The following is a 20,079-nucleotide window of genomic DNA, read 5'->3' as shown; positions in this document are numbered from 1 at the left end:
CCTATGTGATTATAATTGATACACCCACTCTTCCGGGTTTAGTTTAGAGGTATTCTGATACAGGTAAAACTTTAACCGTGTTTGGCCGTTGGCCGTATTGGTGAAAACCGTACCCAATTCCTGTTTAGTAGCTACCTTATCCCCTTTTTTAACGAACAATTGATTTAGGTTATAATACGTACTGATAAAGTTTCCGTGCTTGATCTGTACCCCTTTGTTGCCGCCGGGAACCGAAAGAATGGCGATTACCTCGCCTTCAAAAATAGCCCTCGCCTTGGCACCGGAATCCGTAGCGATGATAACTCCATTGCTCTCATGTTTAATTCCTGGATAGATAGGGTCCTTGTAAATACCGAAGCCCTGACTTTTTATCCCCTTTTCTACAGGCCAAATAAGCTTGCCCTTGTTGGCAGAAAAGTTGTTTGCAACTATCGTTGCCTCCGGAGTAAGTACAAACTCACTAGTGGAAGCCTTTGCCTTTGTTGTAACTCCTGATTTTTTATTGGATGCCGCAATGGCACTACGTATCAATTTCTCTATTTGTTGGTCTATCTTCTTGGCCTCCCGCTTTTTTTTGGGATATGGCACTGGTATACTTCGATTCATTTTTGCGAATGGTAGCCAAAAGCGCCTTTTGATCTTGAATTTCACCAAAGAGTTCATCCTTTGCTTTACGGTTTTGCGCCAATAAAACCTCCTTTACCTTTCGTTCTTCGTTCAAATCACTGTTTAAACGTGCTAGTTCATCGGTTTTGACTACTATTTGCTCTCCCTGCTCCCTTCTGTAATCCGTGTATTGTTTTATGTATTGTAGCCTTTTAAAAGCCTGAAAAAAACTTTCGGAGGATAGGAGAAACATCAACCTGTTCTGTTTGGATCTGTTCTGATAGGATTTTTGCACCATGGTCGCATATTCGTCTTTTATCCGGCCTAGCTCTTCCTTTAACTTTCCTATGTTCCTGATATTGGTACTGATCTGCCTATTGAGCAAATTGGACTGTTGGTTGGTTACCCGAATCAACTCTTGGCGCACGGTGATTTTTTTGTCCAAAGCTTCCATTTGTTCCAAGACACTTCCTTTTTCCTTCTTTTCGGCAAAAAGTAGGCGGTTAATATCCCTAATTTCCTGTTGGAGCTTTGCGCGCTTTTCCTCAAGGGCCTTTTGTTCGGTGGTCTGCGCATAGGAAGTCTGCACCGTAGCGGTCAACAACAGTATAAAAAACAACCGTAAACCAGTTTTTAGACCCATGTTATTCTAGCACAATTTCTTTAAAACCTCTTGGTATGGTATATGGAAAGTTCAGTTTTTGGTTCAATTCCAAATTTCTGTACTCCAAAGTTATTGTATTTTCGGTAGTACCATCCATCGCATTAATAAAAATTTGATTTGGCCATACCGTTGGCCCTACTTTTTGGTAATTTTTATAATTGATTTGTAGCATCCTGCCTTTTGCTGGTTGCGACACTTGCTGTGTGGCCATCTTGAAGTTTTTAGGTTCTATCTGCAAAAGCACCTTAAATAGTTCCCTTTCGGTTTTAGGGGTAAGTCGGTAATTAACATCGGTGGTACTTAGCAGGTATTTGTCCTTTTTTAAATCGAAAATGGCTTCTCCCAAAAGCAGATTTTGTACACTATAAAAGTCTAACTCCGTTCCCAAAAGCTGACTCAAATAAGAGAAATTTCCGTCAAAATACTCATTTTCTAATTTATTGTAAAAAGAAACCCGGTCCGGAGTAATGTAAGCTTTTACTATTCCAAAAGGGGCACTGATCCATATACCCTGATCTTTTTCCATCCGAAGGCTGACCGTAAAACTTTGCGCATCATCGCCATTGGTGTAGTCAATTTTCAACTTGCCTCTAAGGGTTTTGAAATCTGTTTTATTTTGGTAGTGCGTCCTAATGACCGCTTTTGCGGAGAGACGTTCATCTATACTGCTATCGGCTACTACTTTAGCACCTTTGCAAGAGCATATCAATACGGTTAAAAGCATATACACCGATGCCCTTATACATTGTTTCAAACTCATTTTCATAGTTAAAATCCGGGTTTTACCTTACGAAGGTACATATTTGCCTTTGAAGGATTTGAGATTGCATTATATGCTGTGGAGAGTTCGGTATAAATCTTATTTGCCAAGGAAATATCGGCAAGCATATAGTCCAAGGCCGTTTCCAACACTTCTATTGCTTCCCTATGCTTGCCCTTTTTGTTAAGTGCATATCCATTGGCATAATAAAAATAAGGTTGGGCGGGGTACTTTTCCAAGGCTTCTTCGGAAACCTGTAATATCAGTGCATCGCCGGACGGCATCATAAGCAGCCCACGGATTCTGGTCTTATAGCTCTCCAACTCATTTGTTGCCGTGTTATTAACAATGACCGTGGTAGTGTAGGATAGGGTATTATTGCTTTTTTCCTTTAAGGCAATGGCATCCTTAATTTTTTGCGCCAATAGGCTCACACTCTTGGACGGTTTTAAAGCCGAAACTAGGGTCAAGGCCTCTTCGTAATTTTCCTGACCATAGTAAATTTTAGCCAAATTTTCGGTTAGGATAGGATTGGTCATTGGAATATCTTTCGCTACACTGCCTATAGTATTCCCTTGATTCTTTAACGTAGTCATTAGCGTATACAAGTACCAGTAATTATCGGGGATGCTTGAAACGGCATCAACCGCATAAACCAATGATTCCGTATAGTTTTTATCTAAAAAATATAGTTTTGCCAACTCATGGACAACCGCGGCATTGTCCGGTTGTAGGCGTTTGCATTCCAATAAATAATTAATTGCCCTATCGTAGTTCTGTATGCCTTTTTGTTTAAGGCCTTCGAAGAAGTTTTCTTGGAATTCATCGGAATAATCTTCCAGAAAGACCTCGGCACTTTCTTCTACTTGGATTTCCTGTTCTTCTTGGGCATGGAAATAGCTGGGAACCATCCATATTCCCACAACTAACACTGAAAAAATATATTTATTTATCATTCTCTATGCATTCCCATTATGAGGGTCAGGGGCGTTTATTTGACCCCGGTACTCCCGAAACCTCCTTCTCCCCTTGCCGTATCGGAGAGTTCTTCTACCGACTCCCATTCTGCCCGTTCGTGCTTGGCAATTACCATTTGGGCAATACGCTCCCCGTTTTCAATAACAAAAGCCTCATTGGACAGGTTTACCAAAATCACGCCTATTTCGCCCCTATAATCGGCATCAATGGTGCCAGGTGCATTTAAAACCGTAATGCCTTTTTTGGCCGCCAACCCACTCCGTGGTCTTACTTGTGCTTCATAACCTACGGGAAGCTCCATAAAAAGTCCCGTTTTTATGATTGCTCGTTGCATCGGCTCTAAAGTAACCGCCTCGGTTAAGTTGGCCCGCAAATCCATCCCGGCCGAAGCGTTTGTTTCGTAATGTGGCAATTCGTGTGCCGATCTGTTTATAAGTTTAATTTTCATGTCTGTTTAAAAAATATTTTTTTTAGGTTGTCCGCTTCTAATTTATAGACCATTCCCAGAAAAAGGAGCAGCAGAACGATGCCAACGATCAAATTCCTATCAAAAATATAAAATGACAGGATTGAAAAACCGATTGAAACTCCTAAATAAAAACCAATTTTTCTGAAATTGTAAGGAATAGGATAGTACATACGCCCAAAATAAAACGAAAGTGCCATCATGCTACCGTAGGCCACCAAGGTTGCAATAGCCGATGCCATATAGCTAAAATATTGTATGAGGGCAAAATTGATAATAATGGTAAGCACGGCACCGATCATAGAGATGTAGGCGCCAAATTTCGTGCGGTCCGTTACCTTGTACCAAACCGATAGGTTGTGGTAAATACCGAGAAAGAAAGCAGCCAATAAAATAATAGGGACTACCGGCATGGCATCCCAATAGGCTTCGTCCCGCACAAAAAGTTCTTTTAGCACATCTGCAAAAACCACTACGGCCAACAAAATAACACTTCCCAATACCACAAAGTAATTGGTAATCTGGGCATAGGCCTTTTGCGGATTTTTAGAATCCGAATGGCTAAAGAAAAAAGGCTCTATCCCCATTCTAAAAGCGGTTGCGAACAGGGTCATAAAAACGGCCAATTTTATACACGCCCCATATTTTCCTACCTCGGCACTAGCGATTTCATCTGGTAATAATCGTTCCAACAGAATTTTATCCAATACTTCATTAACCGTAAATGCTATGCCGGCTACAAGCACCGGCATGGCGTACCGCATCATACGTTTCCAAAGCCATGGGTCAAAAACATAAGGCCTTCTTAAGTATACCGGTAGCAAAAGTACTAGGGTTACCCCACTTGCTACCAAATTAGAAATCAATATATACGATATTTCAAAGTCTTCGATATAGATACTGTTGAACAGACCGGTACCTTCTGGAGAAACCCAATTTGGTAGTGCTACGAGAAAAAAAAGATTTAGGCCTAGGTTCAAACACACATTCAGAATTTTAACAGCGGCAAAACGCATTGGCTTTTCATTGGCCCTTAGCCAAACAAAAGGTATAATTGCCAAGGCATCCAAGGCCAAAATTCCAAAAACATAACCGATATACTTGGATTTTATCTCAAGAAGTTGAGACAGACTACTTTTAAAAAGAAACCCTACAATTAGAAAAGACAGCGTTGTGGCTAAAATGGAAAGCAAAGACGTGGTGACTACTTTTTTTCGCTGGTCCGTTTCTTTATAGAAACGGAAAAAAGTGGTTTCCATTCCATAAGCCAAGAACACATTAAAGATTGCAAAGTAAGCAAATATCACTATCACTTCTCCGTAAGATTCCGGAAGCATTACCGCCGTGTAAATCGGAACCAATATCACATTGAGCATTCTGGGCAGCACGGTTGCAAGCCCATAAATGGCGGTTTGCTGAAAAAGTTTTTTAAGTGGATTCAAGCATATTGTATTGAAGCCTTAAAAGTACCTATTTACACTCTGTAAACAAACTTAGTTTTAAGGGAAACCCGTTCAAAAAGGCTAAATATAGATACGGCATTCATATCCTACCAGTTTCCCTATGTCATCCCCTCGGTAAAATTCAATACTTTAGAATTCCTAAAACAGAAAACCAAAAGAATTTCATTTTGATGAACAGAAGGCTTAATCCTCTTGCAATCGTTTTAATTCTTTGATTTCGTTACGTATCTGCTTGGCAATGAAAACTGAAAAAAAGATGAGCAATACAATGGATGATACAACGATATAAGTATAAAATCCTGCGGATAAATTAGCTTTAAATAGTGGCAAGAGTATTAGAAAACCTACAACATAACAACCAATAATTATGGGTGTCCAAAGAAAATGGACTGATTTTCTACACCTGTAATATACCATCAAATCATTCCTGAAATCGGTTTGCCGGGATAACGTATTCATCTTACCAAGCTTCCGTATACTCAAAATTTCAAGTAGCATGCGTACGAGCAGACTCCCTATCATTAAGGAAATTCCTAGTACCACTTGTTGGTCGTTAAAACCGGCTATATAGAAGAAAAATCCAATGAGTATAATTACCGTGCTACCTAATACTATATTCGTAATCCGTTGTTTGTTTTTAATGGTACGTATACGGTTCAATAGCGCTTTAAATCCTTTTTCAGTCGCCTTTATTTCAGGTTGATTTTTCCAGTTCGATTCTATTTCTTCAAAATTATTCATGGGATACGCATTTTGTTAATTGACTTTTAATTCGATGTATTCGTGTACGAACGGCATCATGTTTTAATCCGATAATCTCGGATATTTCGCTCTGTGGAAGACCTTCCAGCACAAGTAGAATGATGGCCCTATTCGTTTCCGATAGCTTTTGTATGCATTTGTACAACTGAACCAATTGCTTTTCTCTATCCGCATCCGAATGTTCTTCAAGAATTTCGGGAACATCGGCAATCGCAATGGTTCTGGAACGCTTTTTTCCAGTTCTCAATCTGGACAAACACGTGTTTACACTTATTCTGTAAATCCACGTGCTTATGCTGCTGTCATTTCTAAAGTTGTCCAGGTTCTCCCAAATCTTTATAAATATATCTTGGGCAAGGTCTTTGGCTATGGCTTCGTCCCCTGCTACATAGCCGAGACATAAGCGCATCACTTTAGGATAATGCGCTTTATACAGCTCTTTATATTTTTTGTCGGTGCTATTCATTATTCTGCCAAACGTGTGTTTAATTTTTCCTGGAACCAAATAGGACTGTCGTACATGATAAAATGGGCGGCATCGGCGGCGAACTCTATATCATAATCCTTAAGGTTCTTGTATTGTTCCGTATAGGTGCCTTTTACCATTTCCAAGCCATACGGTTGTGTTGCTGCCAATATATTGACCGGAATATTGATTTTGGCGATATCCTCCCTTAAATCCAGCTTTAACAGGTCTGTATAGCCGTACACATAGGTTTCCCTATCGGCCTGTAGTATCCAGTCCTTTATTTGTTGCTGTTTTTCCTTGTTCAAAGACATCCCTGCGGCCATTTGAGCTGCCATGGCATCGAATGCCACGGTATCCATGGCCAGCATTTGTTTGTTCCATGGGCTTTCATATACCATGTCCTCACTTTTAAAATTAGGTATCATGAGTGCGCCGGTAGATGGCAAGGCGTCCACGACTATTATTTTTAAGAAAGTATGTTCTTCTTCTGTAGCCAACCACAGCCCCAATGCGCCGCCCAAACTATGCCCAATGATAATGGCATCTTTTAGGTTTTGGTCTTTCACATACGCTTCTACACCGGTCTTTATCTTGGGAAGCCACGGTTTTTCTATAGGTGGGACATCGCCAAAACCGGCAAAAGTAAAAATGTGACACTCATAATTGTTAGAAAGTTCCGTTACGGTTTCTTCCCAAACGGCATCGGTACAGGTAAAACCTGGAAAAAGCAATATCGGTTGTCCTTTCCCTTGTACCTCAACGGTAAACGGATAGTCTTGCCCAGTTATGACAAGGGAAATACTCAGCACTATGATTAAATGGATTGTTTTCAATGTTTTCATGATATCTATTTTAAAGGTTTTCCTTTTAGATACCTATTTCTGAAAATGTTACATCCCAGATTAAAAAAAACTTTTCTACCTGAATATTAAGATGACAAAATAATACGTAAAAAGAGCCAAAATTAAATGAACAAGTACCGTTAAAAACCATGATTCACGGTAGGCGGATGTGTTATAAACAAGAATATGTTTGAACCAACATAAACTTTTCGGACGAAGGATAGTACGACTACAATATGTTTGCAACTATCCCTTTTAAGCGTCAAACTTATTCCAATAACAAGATTGAATGCTCCTATGCCTTACCGCTGTTAGTGATTCGTCAAAAGGCAACTGGATTATCTTTACCCAAAATTTTAGTTATACCCCAATGAACCCTATTGAACCTGTTCGCTTTCCTTATCTGAAACGTTCATGCTGCGCATGGCCAGAGAAGCAAATATGAGGGCTACTAAAAGAAAAATCGAAGCCAAGGCATACGGTGCGCCCGGGAAATACACTTTCCCTTCGGGACGTATAAAGTAGTAAAAGACCGGGGAGAATATCAGCTGCCCCAAGATAGCGGTAACACTTACCAAACCGGTGATAGCGCCCTGTAGGTTTCCCTGCTCCTTTTCCGAAACCTGATTGGAAATCACCCCTTGTACCGTTGGCCCGGCCACACCACCTAAGGCATAGGGTATAAGAAAGGCATAAAGCATCCATGGTTCCGCCGCCAAGGAAAAAAGGAACATGCCCGCCGTCCATAATAAAAATCCGGAAATTACCACGGTGTTCCGCCCAAACTTCTTTACAGCAATCCCTACCAAAAAACCTTGGGCAATAGCGACCAATAGCCCTACCACCATTAGGGAAATACCAATGTCCTTTGGGCTCCAATCATAGCGTTCAATTCCGTAATAGGACCAAGTTGCGGGTAATGCCTGACCCGCCAAGTTGGCCAAAAAGAAGGCCGCTATCAATAACAATACACCCTTGTAATTACGAAGACCGACCAAGGATACCCCAGGAATCATTTTTAGATACGCTATAGGCCGCCTGTTTTCTACGGACAGGGATTCCGGCACAAAAAACCAACCAAACAAAAAGTTGGCAAAGGTTAGCCCTGCAGCGATATAAAAAGGAAGTCGTATATCGATCTCGCCAAAAAATCCGCCAATACCGGGTCCTATGATAAATCCGAGACCAAATGCGGCTCCTATGAGACCAAAATTCTTCGCTTTTTCCTGTTTGGTGCTGATATCCGCAATATAGGCCGATGCCACCGTAAAACTTGCTCCTGTAATTCCGGCTAAAAATCTCCCTATGAACAACCACATAATGGTGGGTGCCCAGGCATGGATAAGGTAATCCAAACTCAATCCCAACAAGGCCATTAGCAAAATGGGCCTTCTTCCGTACCGATCGGAAATTTCCCCCAGCACGGGAGAAAACAAAAACTGCATTCCCGCATAGGCCGTGGTCAACCACATACCGTAGATAACGGCCATGTGCGTTCCCTCACCGGTAAGTTCCATGATCAAGTCGGGTATTATAGGTAAAATGATACCAATACCGATAACATCAACAAGAATGGTAATAAAGATAAAAAGAAGGGCGGTTTTCTTTGCTTTCATGCGATTGCAAAAGTCGGACAAAAAAAGTAACCTAGGAAAGAATATCACCCCTGTACAATCAATTTTAGTATCTTGATACTGTAAGAACCAAACCTTTTCATACATTATGAAGAAATATGAGCTTTCCGGTCTTTTCATTTTATTGATTCTTTGTTTCTTTTCCTGCAAAGAAAAGGTCACGAAAACAACCGAAACCAAAGAGATAGGAAAACCGAACATCCTATTTATCATGTCGGACGACCATGCCTACCAAGCCATTAGTGCCTATTCCAACAAGCTCATAGAAACGCCGAACATCGATAGGATTGCCAAAGAAGGCATTACGTTTACCAACGCCAGTGTCACCAATTCTATCTGTGCCCCATCGCGAGCTACAATCCTCACCGGAAAACATACCCACATCAATGGTAAAACGGATAATTCCCGCCCTTTTGACGATTCGCAGGTCACTTTTCCGCAATTGTTTCAAAAAGCTGGGTATGAAACGGCCATGTTCGGGAAATTGCACTTTGGCAACAGTCCCAAGGGCGTAGACGAATTCATGATCTTACCGGGACAGGGCAATTATATTAACCCGGATTTTATTACGAAAACCGGTGATACGGTCAACATAACCGGCTATGTAACGGATATTATAACCGACCTCACCCTAGATTGGTTGGATACCAAACGAAATGTGGAGAAACCTTTCATGCTCATGTATCTTCATAAGGCACCTCACAGACCTTGGTGGCCCAGTCCGGAAAAATTCAAAGAATTTGTTGGGAAGAAATTTCCCGAACCTGCTACCCTTTTTGATGATTATAGCAATAGGGGTACCGCAGCCAAAACTGCCGAAATGAACCTTTTGGACCACATGATGTACAACCATGACAGTAAGATACGACCAGAAGTGACAGGTAGGATGAAAAACCTTAGTCCAAAAATGCCTGAATTTAAAAACGGCTTCTATGGTCCTTATGGTAGGGCAAATGCCGAACAAAAAGCCCTATATGACCCAATATTGAACAAAATTAACCAAGAATTTGAACAAAATTGGCCCAACATGACCGATGCAGCGAAAATGCGTTGGAAATACCAACGTTACATGCAAGACTATTTGGCCTGTATTTCTTCTGTGGACGATAACGTAGGCCGCGTGCTAGATTATTTGGATGACAAGCAACTTGCAGATAATACCTTGGTCGTATACACCTCTGATCAAGGCTTTTATTTGGGGGAACACGGTTGGTTCGATAAGCGGTTTATCTACGACGAATCTTTTAAAACACCACTCCTGGTCAAATGGCCCAACAAAATAAAACCCGGTATTACGAACGAGGAAATGGTTCAAAATCTTGATTTTGCACAAACTTTATTGGAAGCGGCTCAAATAAAAGCCCCTAGTGATATGCAAGGAGAGAGTCTAATGCCCTTATTGACTTCCAATACTGCCGAATGGACACGGGATGCAGTGTATTATCATTATTATGAATACCCGGCCGTACATCAGGTAAAACGCCATTATGGTATCGTAACGATAGACTACAAACTAGCCCATTTTTACTACGATGTAGATGAATGGGAACTCTACGACCGTAAAAAAGACCCACAAGAAATGCGCAACGTTTATGATGACCCTGAATATTCCGAAATTGTGGCAGCATTAAAAGTAAAATTGGAGGCCTTACGAAAACAGTATGGAGATTCCGACGAACTCAATCAGAAGTATATTGATTTGCATCTTTAGCAGGGATAGAAAATAGAAGTTGTAATACCGACCAATAAAGGAAACCCACGCACTGTTGCGCTGATATTCCTCATACCCTTTAAGGACAAAATTATAGGTGAATGTTTAGAGGAGCTGTCATTCCGACCTAAGCAGGAATCCCACACACTATTGAGCGGAGATTCCTCGTACCTCGGAATGACAAAACTATGGGTGTGAGTTTCTTTAAGCAATTGTTAATCAGGCCAAAGGACGAATCTTTCCTACTGTTTCCCAAGATTCCCCTTGCCTCTGAATGACAAATTTTTGCGTGTGAGTTACATCTAATTGTTCAACGCTTCTGCACCACCAACTATCTCTAAAATTTCGTTGGTAATAGCAGCTTGTCTTGCTTTGTTATAGGTCAATTTCAACTGATCTCTTAATTCTGTTGCGTTATCCGTAGCCTTATGCATTGCGGTCATCCGTGCACCGTGCTCACTGGCAAAGGAATCGCGAATGCCCTTATACAATTGTGTTTTTAGGGATTTAGGAATCAATTGTTCTATAATCTCCAGTTTCGATGGCTCAAAAGTATAGTCCGTGCTGCTATTTTCTTCACCTACCATGGGAACTATAGGTAAGAACTGCTCGGTCATTACAATTTGGGTAGCCGCGTTTTTAAACTTATTGTACACAATTTCGATACGGTCATAGGAACCTGTTGTGAACTGCTCCATTAGACTTTCCGCTATCGCTGCTACGTTGTCAAAAGTAAGGTCGTCATAAACACCGCTATGATTTTCAATTACGGTATATTTTTTTTCTAAAAAATCGTTCGCTTTTTTACCTACCGCAAGAAAGTCTACCTGTTTTCCAACATGAACCGTGTCCACTAAGTTTGTACACTGTTTTAGGATATTGGTGTTAAAGGCACCACATAGACCTCTATTGGAAGTAATCGCAACAACCAATACTTTTTTAACCTCCCTATTATCTGCATACGTGCTGCCAGAGTCGGAGTCCATACTGGCACTTAGTGCTTGTAACAATTCCGTTAGCTTATCCGCATAGGGCCTCATGGCTGTAATCGCATCCTGGGCCTTCTTTAACTTAGCAGCAGAAACCATTTTCATGGCACTGGTAATCTGCATAGTAGAAGAAACCGATGCTATCCTATTCCGTATTTCCTTTAAATTGGCCATCCTTTCTAGTTATGAGTTATGAGTTATTGAATTATGAGTTTTTAATAATTGCTACTAAAATCCTGATCAACTCCTCACATTTATCTTTCATGTCCTTTGGAACTTTTCTGCCGGTCGCTTCCAGTATTTCTAACCAATACATGGTCTCATCAGCTTCTTTGAGAGCTATCCCAAACTTATTTTTAAAATCCTTTGTACTAACCCCTCACTGCGCTTCCCTCGTATTTGCTCCTATACCGGTTCCGCTCTTCAACAATTGAGAGGCCAATTCAAAATCTTTATTTAGCTTTAACAAATCGCAGTAAAGAACAATATCACAAGTAAACTGAAAACTTTTAATCCGGATAGGACTTTGGTTTAATTTACTCATAACTTATAATTCTTCACTAATAACTTTCTAAACGTATTTCGATGAAAGCTCTTTACAAACAGTAGATAAAGTATTCGTTACTTCATCGGTTAGCTTTCCTGCTTTAATGGTATCCAGGACACCCCTATGCTTTGCATTTAAGAACTCGATATAATCTCTTTCAAATTCCTTTACCTTTTCTACAGGTACATCCCTTAACAAGTTCTTGGAACCTGCATAAATGATGGCTACTTGATCTTCTACCGTAAATGGGTCGTTCTGTGCCTGCTTTAAGATCTCTACGTTTCTGCGTCCTTTTTCAATAACGTTCAAGGTAGCAGCATCCAAATCGGAACCGAACTTGGCAAAGGCCTCCAACTCACGGAACTGCGCTTGATCAAGTTTAAGTGTACCCGCTACTTTTTTCATCGCCTTTATCTGAGCGTTACCACCCACACGAGATACCGAAATACCAACGTTAATAGCTGGTCTAACCCCTTGGTTAAATAAATCCTGCTCCAAGAAAATCTGTCCGTCCGTAATAGAAATTACGTTTGTTGGAATATATGCGGATACGTCACCTGCTTGAGTTTCAATGATGGGTAAAGCCGTTAACGAACCTCCACCTTTTACCATAGGTTTTAATACATCAGGTAGATCGTTCATCTCCTTAGCAATGGCATCGTTGTTGATTACTTTTGCCGCACGCTCCAATAATCTGGAGTGTAGGTAGAAAACATCCCCAGGGTAAGCTTCACGTCCCGGTGGTCTTCTTAATAATAGAGACACCTCACGGTAGGCAACAGCCTGTTTGGACAAATCGTCATATATGATCAATGCAGGACGACCTGTATCCCTAAAATATTCTCCGATAGATGCGCCTGCAAATGGAGCATACACCTGCATTGGTGCAGGATCGGATGCATTAGCGGCTACGATGGTCGTATACGCCATTGCGCCTCTGTCTTCCAATACTTTTGCAATACCTGCAACCGTTGAAGCCTTTTGACCGATAGCAACATAAATACAATAAACTGGCTCACCAGCATCGTAAAACTCTTTTTGATTTAATATGGTATCGATACAAACGGTAGTCTTACCCGTTTGACGGTCACCAATGACCAGCTCACGCTGTCCCCTACCTACAGGAATCATGGCATCGATTGCCTTAATTCCGGATTGCATTGGCTCCGTTACAGGCTCTCTAAAAATTACACCTGGCGCTTTACGCTCCAATGGCATTTCGTACGTTTTTCCGGATATAGGCCCCTTACCATCTATAGGCTGCCCTAACGTATTTACGACACGACCGGTAATGCCTTCACCAACATTTATGGAAGCAATACGTTGCGTACGCTTTACGGTAGTTCCTTCACCAATTTCTTTGGATGGGCCTAAAAGTACCACACCAACGTTGTCTTCTTCAAGGTTCAGAACGATTCCTTCCAAACCGCCTTCGAATTCTACCAACTCCCCGTACTGCACGTTGGCCAACCCGAATACCCTAGCGATACCGTCACCTACCTGCAATACTGTTCCTACTTCATCCAAAGTAGCGGTTGCATCGAAACCTGATAATTGTTGCTTTAAAATTGCTGATACCTCAGCGGCTTTTACTCCTGCCATTTTACTAGACGTTAGATATTAGATGTTAGACCCTAGACCTTAATTGCCTTTTGCCTTCCTAATTTATTATAGACTATTTGTAAATTCTCTTTTTAAACTGTTCAATTTATTGGCAATACTTGCATCGTACTGCAGATCGCCAACTCTTAGAACAAACCCTCCTATGATATTGTCGTCGATCGTATTCTCAATCGTAACCTCCTTACCCGTTAGGGCGGTTACCTGCTTTAAAACCTTCTTTTCCATGGCAGCATCCATTGGAACCGCAGTGGTCACATAAGCGACATCCTTTCCTTTTTGCTGCTCGTTAAGAATGATGAATTTTAAAGCTACTTCGTTTAAAATGGATACTCTTTTGTTATCTACCAACATACCGATCAATCCTTCGGAAATAGCGTGGCTACCTTTGAATATCATAAGTAAAGTTTCCTTTTTTGTAGCTTCGGAAATAACCGGACTTGATAACATTTGTCGCAACTCCCTACTATCGGACATAGTTGCCACAATAGAACGCATATCCTTCTCAACGGCGCCTGTAGCCTTTTTATCCACTGCCAAATCCAAGATGGCCTTGGCATAACGTATTGCTGCTCTAGATTCGCTCATTTATTTTTTACGTTTAAAAAGTTCAGATGTTTATTAGCTTAGGAAAATTGTTGACACCACTAAACCAAGGCCCGAAGGCCATAAACTCATAAACTATTTTCTTTACTTCAATTTGATATCTCCCAACAACTCGTCTACCAATTTCAATTGCTTGTCCTTGTTGGAAAGTTCCTGCTTAATCACTTTTTCGGCTATGGCAACGGAAAGTTCGGCAACTTGATTTTTTATATCGGCCATTGCGGCTTTCTTCTCGCTTTCTATGGCCGCCTGTGCCTGTGAGACAATTTTATCACCTTCTATCTTTGCCTGCTCCTTGGAATCGGAAATTAATTTATCCTTTATCTCCCTCGCTTCTTTTAACATGGCTTCGCGCTCAGCACGGGCCTCTTTTAACAACTTATCGTTGTCCGCCTGAAGGTTTTGCATTTCTTTACGGGCGTTTTCTGCCGCATCCAAAGCATTGGTAATACCCTCTTCTCTCTCATTTAAAGAATTCAATATAGGTTTCCAAGCAAATTTAACCAACAATAGAATCAACCCTAACAATAGGATTGTTTGCACTACAAATAAACCAGGAGAAAAATCGTTTAATAAGGTTTCCATAACTATAACGTGTTATCTGTTTTTTTAATTAAAACAATTCCCTGCAACCAACCGTTGCAGGAAAATGTCTTTAGTAGTTTTTATTCTTATTTTCCTAAGAACAAGGCACCAAAAGCCAAACCTTCTAAAAGTGCAGCAATAATAATCATCGCAGTCTGAATTTTTCCAGTCGCTTCTGGCTGACGAGCAATACCTTCCATTGCTTTTCCACCAATCTGACCTAGACCAATACCTGCTCCGATTACGATTAAACCGGCTCCAATTAAGTTGTACATAGTAAATGAATTTATATTAAATTAAAAAAACTCTAAATGAAATTTTCACGAACATCCTCTGCATCTGCAACCTCATGACCATGTACTTCGTGTTCATGATCGTGATCGTGTTCCGCTACTGCCATCCCAATAAACAGGGCCGAAAGCATTGTAAAAATATAGGCCTGTAAAAAGGCAACCAAAACTTCTATTAATGTTATAAAAAACGACAGTATAAAGGATAGTGCTGTGGCTCCCGCAACACCTAAAGTTTCCTTTAGGGTAAACATAATGGCAATTAAACTCATGACGACAATGTGTCCTGCGGAAATGTTTGCAAAAAGACGTACCAACAAAGAAAATGGTTTAATCACCAATGCCCCTGCCAATTCTATAACTGCCAACACGGGCTTTACAAAAACCGGTACACCGGGCATCCACAAGATATGCATCCAATAATCCTTATTCCCGCTAAACGTATAAATAATCAAGGTAAAAATAGCCAAACATGCAGTAACAGCTAACTGACCTGTAACATTGAAACCCAAGGGCGTAAGTCCTAGTAAATTCAATATCCAGATAAAAAAGAATACCGTTAATAAATATCCCGTAAATTTTCTGTAATGCTTATCTCCAATATTGGGCCTAGAAATTTCATCTCTTACATATAACACCAATGGCTCTAGCACCCTGCCAAAACCAGTAGGCACCTTTTTGCTTTTATATTGACGCGCTAGAGAAGAAAAAGCCAACAACATCAAAAGGCCTACCAAAAGAACTCCTACTACACTTTTGGTGATAGAAAAATCCAATACCTTTTGTCCGTTGGTGATATGATGCGCTTCATCAAAAGCAACTGCTGTTTCGCCGGCATTAAGCTCGTATATTTTGGAATGTGACTTTACAAAGCTAGATCCGTTCTTTTCTACAATGACTTCGCCGTTATCATCATGATGAAATTCTGAGGACATAAACGTTACCAAGCCGTTGCTGGACCAAAGAATTACCGGCAATGGAAACCCTACATGTTTGCGCTCACCTGCGTCATCTGTATAAGAAAACAAATGGAAATCATGTGAATCTTTCAAGTGATGAAGTATGTATTCACTTACCTCCTCTTTAGTGTCAACTTGACCACCATCGTCAGAAATTGGATTCGCATAAATGTTCGCTGCCATTAAAAAAATAACTGCGGTAAGTAGTTTACTAAAGTATATAGATGCTTTTTTCATTGCGATTCTTTCAAAATATATCTTTCTAAAAGTCGCGCAAAGGTACTTATTAAAAAATAATTTTATATACTTTTTTGGCTAATTCTTGATTGCATCAATTTTCATCAAAATTTTATAGATGAAATAGACTTCTGGAAGTAGAAAAATGAAGACGGGAACTAGCATAGAAACTCTTTCCGGAAAAGTAAAGGTCTCCTGCCCAAACAGGAATGAAGAAAATAGTACCGAAAAAAAGACCAACTTGAAAACCAAAGCTCCCAAATATAGAAAACCTAGTTGTTCCTGCCATTTTCTAACTTCAGAAAGGATTTGGAAAACGGCACACAAGAGAAACGAATAAATGGCGTGAAACAAATAAACTTTGACCAACGAATAACCAATTTTGACACTATTGTTCATTATTATATACTCATGAACAGCAACGCCCAACGTAAATAACAATCCAAATACCGCCAAATAAATTACCAACGTTTTTATCAAAACCTACTGATTAAGTTGGTTTGCCTGTTTGATAACAGAATACATGGATAAAAAAATCGCTAGTAGCGTACAGGTCGTCTCCCAAAAAGTTTTGTCGAATTTACCATCTAACCATGTGCCAAGAAGATTACCCAAATAAATAGTTGCTCCCATCTGTATGGCGATTCCCGATAATTTTGCAGCGGTTCTTAAACCTTTGTTATCCTTACGAGGCTTTTGCCGGCTCATTCTTGCCTTTGAAACTTCCGGAGTTTGAGCTCATTGCACTTCCACTGCCTTTCATCGTACAAGAGGCGTTAAAAGTAGCCCCTGGCTCAACGGCGAGTTTACTAACGGATACGGTTCCTTCGATTACCGCAGAAGATTTTAAGGATAGTAGATCGGAAACTAAAAGCTCCCCATTAAAGCTGCCTTCTATATCCGCATTTACGCACTCTACCTTACCATGTATGTAACCATCTTTTCCGATGACCACTTTCCCGGAGGTTTTTACGTTCCCGTCCAATTTACCGTCTATTCGGAAATCGGCCTCGGAAATGATATCTCCTTTGATCTTGGTATTTTTCTCTATTCTGTTGGGTTGTCCTCCTACTTCGTTCATAGCTCTAGGTTTTTGTTTGTCTGAAAACATGGATTTAGGGTTTTGGGGTTATAAGCGTGTTAAGATAATCCTGTAAGTTCTTATGTACTTGAATTACCTTATAGTTCTCCGATAAAATTACAAAATTCTTATGAGCCACTCGGTAATCCTTGTTGTTTTTTAAAAGTTCTGCGTAACCCAGGGCAAATTCCTTGGATTTAAACCCGTGGACAACCACAAACTGCTCTTCAAGATTGTAAATATCCTTGGATATACGATTTCTATATTTGAGGTCTTTAATGGATTGCTCCAACAGTTCCATTAATTTTAAGGCCATTTGATTGTCGCTTCTCCTGAACGGAAACATTACCTTCCAATTTGAGGTTCCTTTGGAATCGGTCTCGGGAGAAAACTCCTTAGGCTCCAGTTTGGGCAACTGTTCGGATATCATTTGTTCCGCCTTTTTTCCTTCCGGATTATTGGGATAGGTAAGCGCTACATAGTTCAAGGCTTCCTTAAAAGCTTCAAAACCTTGTAACCTCCCAATGGCGTTTGCCTTTAGCATTTCAAACTTGGGGACAATGGCATCACCGGTAAACCTATTGATGTTTTCCTCGGACCCGGTGATTACCTGCAAAAATTCCTGATTGTTGAATTTTTTAAACAGAGCCTCGTAGCGTTTATCCGGACTATCGGAATCATTGGCCAAAACGGCTTGTGGATTTAACAAGATTTCTGCATACCGCGAATCTGGGTGATTTGAAATTATATCCGCCTTCATGTTGGCAGTTAATGGGCTCCCTTCTTCCTCATATATTTTATATAAGTTATATTTTGATGGTAGAATCAAACGTTCCTCCGGGTTGGATTCCAATACCTTTTCGAGCTTTCCTGCCGCTAACAGGTTTTCCTTAAATTTTTCCTTGTAGATCAGTCCTAGTTGATAGTTGGCAAAATTACGTTCGGTCTTAAGACTATCAATAATCGATACGTCGTTAGGTACGCGATCCATATAAAAGTCCAAGGAGAATTTTTCGTCCTCGGTCAATTCCGCATCGGAGGTAACCTCGGATGCAAGTTCGCCTGTAGCTTCAGATGCCCTTGCTACTCCTTTGTTGGACCACCGCCAGTCATCGGCCAGTTCCCTATTGCCCCATCTGTTCTTAAACTCGTTCTGTCCGTAACCAAGGCTGGTAATGTTATAAAAATAAAATTTACCCTTGTTTTCCTTTCCGCCCTTACTTTTTGCGAAGGCCGCGAAACCTTCGGTTATTTTATCCTTTTCCTTTTTTTGTGCTGCCTCCTGAGCCTTCTTTAAATCGGCAATGTAGTTTTCAAAATAGGCGATACGGTCATCTATGGGTAATTCGTAGAGTGTAATCACACTATCCGTGTATTGCACGATATCCTCATATTTGATAACGTCCTCCAAATTATTCAACTTCTTACTTATGGTTCTATACTTCTTGGAATTCTCGTCCAAGTTGGGCAAAACACTATCGTAATAGGCGCCGGCATCCTTATAGTTGTTCCTATCAAAATTATACTCGGCCAAGTTCTCGTAGTTGAGCGCGTTCAGTTTTGGGGTATTTTGCGTAGCTCTGAGCGATTTGTTAAAATAGGCGATGGCCAGACTGTCCGATCCTTGTTCCAAATGGAATTCTGCCACTTGGCGAAAAATCTTGTCCAAAAATGGTCTGTTTTCCCGGTTTTCTTCCAGCCAGGTAAGGTATTCCAGTACTTCTGCCTTGTTTTCCTCGGTGATTTCCGTATTGCGTATTTTCTGGATTTCGGCATTGATCATGTAGACCCTTGGTGACTTTCTATTTAGCTCAATTACCTTATCATAGGCATAATTGGCACTGTCCTTATGGCCAATTTGATTGTACAACTGCCCAATAATATAGTAGTACCTGCCTTTTTCAGGATTCTCTTTCGTATAATACGATGCAATCTTTAATTGTTGAATAGCGGTATCCGGCGCGTTAAGATTGATGTACGCTTGGGCCATCATAGCGCGTGCATCTGCATATTCCTGGTCTTTTAAGGTCTCATATTTCATGAGGCGCTTTAAGTTCTTGATGGCCAAGTCCTCGTTTTCCAAGCGGATATTTACTTTTTCCCTCCAAATACTGGCCTCGTTCAGCTTATCGCTTTGCGAATACTTGTTTAGAATATAATTAAAGGCCTCTAGGGCGGGAATATAGCGTTCGTCAAAATAACGTGCCTTCCCTAATAAAAGAAAAGCCTCGTCTGTTTGTGGATTACGCTCTTCGTCCTTAATATCCATACTATGGCGTTGGATGGCCTTAGTAGCCTTTTCCTCTGCCAATAGAAAGTTAGGATTGTTATCCTCTGAATCTAATTTCACCTCGCCGGATACCTCTAAACGTTCTATGGGCAAGACCTCCCAATAATCGTCTCGGTAGCTATCATTTAAGGCTACCCGACCTTCCTCAAAAGCAATATTCCCGTTATAGAGTGTATTATACTTGGTATTAAGGGCATGCCAATTGCGGTTCAATGCTGCGTCCTTTTTAGTGGAGCAGGCGTTGAACAATAGGGTTCCCAAAACAAGGGCCGAAATGTATTTGAATTTAAGGGTCAAAATTTTGTGTATACGTATGTATGGTTAACTTAAAAACATCCATATTATTATACAGTTCATCGATAAAAGGCAGAATTAATTCCGATTAAAATGAACAAGGTTGATATCCTAGTCGGGTTTTTAACAGACCTGATAGTCTGTTTTACGTATTTCAACCTATCATATCTGACCAAAACAGGCCGTTTAACGATACTTTTTCGTCAGCTGTCTAGAGTTGCCCAAA

The 20,079-nt window shown here is 40.6% G+C and carries 21 protein-coding genes and 1 pseudogene; 1 reads left to right on the top strand and 21 read right to left on the bottom strand.

The annotated features are described in order from the left end of the window. Positions 1-9: 9 nt before the first annotated feature. The 10 genes from ACFQZJ_RS00430 to ACFQZJ_RS00385 form a co-directional block, all read right to left on the bottom strand. Positions 10-531, bottom strand: a complete 522-nt coding sequence (locus tag ACFQZJ_RS00430) for a murein hydrolase activator EnvC family protein (protein WP_379931572.1) — start codon at positions 529-531, stop codon at positions 10-12. Beyond that, the gene (locus ACFQZJ_RS00425) at positions 521-1,225 is read right to left on the bottom strand and encodes a murein hydrolase activator EnvC family protein (RefSeq protein ID WP_379931571.1); all 705 of its coding nucleotides are present in this window, start codon (positions 1,223-1,225) and stop codon (positions 521-523) included. The genes ACFQZJ_RS00430 and ACFQZJ_RS00425 overlap by 11 nt, the downstream gene beginning before the upstream one ends. 25 nt (positions 1,226-1,250) lie before the next feature. Further along, positions 1,251-2,030 (bottom strand): DUF4292 domain-containing protein, encoded by a 780-nt coding sequence (locus ACFQZJ_RS00420; protein ID WP_379931570.1) that lies wholly within the window; start codon positions 2,028-2,030, stop codon positions 1,251-1,253. A gap of 8 nt (positions 2,031-2,038) precedes the next feature. Continuing rightward, on the bottom strand, positions 2,039-2,986 hold the full coding sequence (locus tag ACFQZJ_RS00415; RefSeq protein ID WP_379931569.1) for a tetratricopeptide repeat protein: 948 nt from the start codon (positions 2,984-2,986) through the stop codon (positions 2,039-2,041). Between the two features lie 35 nt (positions 2,987-3,021). After that, entirely contained in the window at positions 3,022-3,456 is a 435-nt protein-coding gene (gene dut / locus ACFQZJ_RS00410) for a dUTP diphosphatase (protein WP_379931568.1), read from the bottom strand. Continuing rightward, complete coding sequence (locus ACFQZJ_RS00405) at positions 3,453-4,916, bottom strand: lipopolysaccharide biosynthesis protein (RefSeq protein ID WP_379931567.1); 1,464 nt, start codon at positions 4,914-4,916, stop codon at positions 3,453-3,455. Before ACFQZJ_RS00405 ends, dut begins: the two co-directional genes overlap by 4 nt. Positions 4,917-5,120: 204 nt before the next feature. Next, positions 5,121-5,678 carry a hypothetical protein gene (locus ACFQZJ_RS00400; RefSeq protein WP_379931566.1) on the bottom strand — a complete coding sequence of 186 codons (558 nt, stop codon included), beginning with the start codon at positions 5,676-5,678 and terminating at the stop codon, positions 5,121-5,123. After that, on the bottom strand, positions 5,671-6,165 hold the full coding sequence (locus ACFQZJ_RS00395) for an RNA polymerase sigma factor (RefSeq protein WP_379931565.1): 495 nt from the start codon (positions 6,163-6,165) through the stop codon (positions 5,671-5,673). Before ACFQZJ_RS00395 ends, ACFQZJ_RS00400 begins: the two co-directional genes overlap by 8 nt. After that, on the bottom strand, positions 6,165-7,010 hold the full coding sequence (locus ACFQZJ_RS00390) for an alpha/beta fold hydrolase (RefSeq protein ID WP_379931564.1): 846 nt from the start codon (positions 7,008-7,010) through the stop codon (positions 6,165-6,167). The genes ACFQZJ_RS00395 and ACFQZJ_RS00390 overlap by 1 nt, the downstream gene beginning before the upstream one ends. Positions 7,011-7,387: 377 nt before the next feature. After that, positions 7,388-8,626 (bottom strand): TCR/Tet family MFS transporter, encoded by a 1,239-nt coding sequence (locus ACFQZJ_RS00385; protein ID WP_379931563.1) that lies wholly within the window; start codon positions 8,624-8,626, stop codon positions 7,388-7,390. A gap of 106 nt (positions 8,627-8,732) precedes the next feature. Here ACFQZJ_RS00385 and ACFQZJ_RS00380 point away from each other — a divergent pair, with 106 nt between their 5' ends. Then, positions 8,733-10,355: a sulfatase family protein gene (locus ACFQZJ_RS00380; protein WP_379931562.1), complete on the top strand. Its 1,623-nt coding sequence runs from the start codon at positions 8,733-8,735 to the stop codon at positions 10,353-10,355. Between the two features lie 302 nt (positions 10,356-10,657). Here the strand turns inward: ACFQZJ_RS00380 and atpG are convergent, their stop codons facing one another. From atpG to porW, 11 genes and pseudogenes are all read right to left on the bottom strand, one after another. Further along, the gene (gene atpG / locus ACFQZJ_RS00375) at positions 10,658-11,518 is read right to left on the bottom strand and encodes an ATP synthase F1 subunit gamma (RefSeq protein ID WP_379931561.1); all 861 of its coding nucleotides are present in this window, start codon (positions 11,516-11,518) and stop codon (positions 10,658-10,660) included. Between the two features lie 31 nt (positions 11,519-11,549). Continuing rightward, a pseudogene (locus tag ACFQZJ_RS00370) lies at positions 11,550-11,888 on the bottom strand (four helix bundle protein). A gap of 27 nt (positions 11,889-11,915) precedes the next feature. Next, complete coding sequence (atpA, locus tag ACFQZJ_RS00365) at positions 11,916-13,493, bottom strand: F0F1 ATP synthase subunit alpha (RefSeq protein ID WP_379931560.1); 1,578 nt, start codon at positions 13,491-13,493, stop codon at positions 11,916-11,918. A gap of 66 nt (positions 13,494-13,559) precedes the next feature. Continuing rightward, the gene (gene atpH, locus ACFQZJ_RS00360) at positions 13,560-14,099 is read right to left on the bottom strand and encodes an ATP synthase F1 subunit delta (protein ID WP_379931559.1); all 540 of its coding nucleotides are present in this window, start codon (positions 14,097-14,099) and stop codon (positions 13,560-13,562) included. A 102-nt stretch (positions 14,100-14,201) separates the two neighbouring features. Next, positions 14,202-14,702, bottom strand: coding sequence for a F0F1 ATP synthase subunit B (locus ACFQZJ_RS00355; RefSeq protein ID WP_379931558.1), 501 nt, complete (start codon positions 14,700-14,702; stop codon positions 14,202-14,204). A gap of 86 nt (positions 14,703-14,788) precedes the next feature. Further along, entirely contained in the window at positions 14,789-14,977 is a 189-nt protein-coding gene (gene atpE, locus ACFQZJ_RS00350; protein WP_013993139.1) for an ATP synthase F0 subunit C, read from the bottom strand. Between the two features lie 32 nt (positions 14,978-15,009). Beyond that, positions 15,010-16,188 (bottom strand): F0F1 ATP synthase subunit A, encoded by a 1,179-nt coding sequence (gene atpB, locus ACFQZJ_RS00345; protein ID WP_379931557.1) that lies wholly within the window; start codon positions 16,186-16,188, stop codon positions 15,010-15,012. Between the two features lie 78 nt (positions 16,189-16,266). After that, positions 16,267-16,656 (bottom strand): DUF6168 family protein, encoded by a 390-nt coding sequence (locus tag ACFQZJ_RS00340; RefSeq protein ID WP_379933098.1) that lies wholly within the window; start codon positions 16,654-16,656, stop codon positions 16,267-16,269. A 15-nt stretch (positions 16,657-16,671) separates the two neighbouring features. Then, a complete protein-coding gene (locus ACFQZJ_RS00335) occupies positions 16,672-16,896 on the bottom strand; it encodes an AtpZ/AtpI family protein (RefSeq protein ID WP_379931555.1) in 225 nt (74 codons plus the stop codon). Continuing rightward, positions 16,874-17,299 (bottom strand): bactofilin family protein, encoded by a 426-nt coding sequence (locus tag ACFQZJ_RS00330; RefSeq protein ID WP_379931553.1) that lies wholly within the window; start codon positions 17,297-17,299, stop codon positions 16,874-16,876. The genes ACFQZJ_RS00335 and ACFQZJ_RS00330 overlap by 23 nt, the downstream gene beginning before the upstream one ends. Before the next feature lie 4 nt (positions 17,300-17,303). Continuing rightward, positions 17,304-19,856 (bottom strand): type IX secretion system periplasmic lipoprotein PorW/SprE, encoded by a 2,553-nt coding sequence (porW, locus tag ACFQZJ_RS00325; protein WP_379931552.1) that lies wholly within the window; start codon positions 19,854-19,856, stop codon positions 17,304-17,306. Positions 19,857-20,079 lie beyond the last annotated feature (223 nt).

The organism is Maribacter chungangensis, from assembly GCF_042676845.1.
Classification (GTDB): domain Bacteria; phylum Bacteroidota; class Bacteroidia; order Flavobacteriales; family Flavobacteriaceae; genus Maribacter; species Maribacter chungangensis.
Note: the sequence above shows the minus strand (reverse complement) of the source record. Positions and strands in the feature narration are given on the sequence as shown.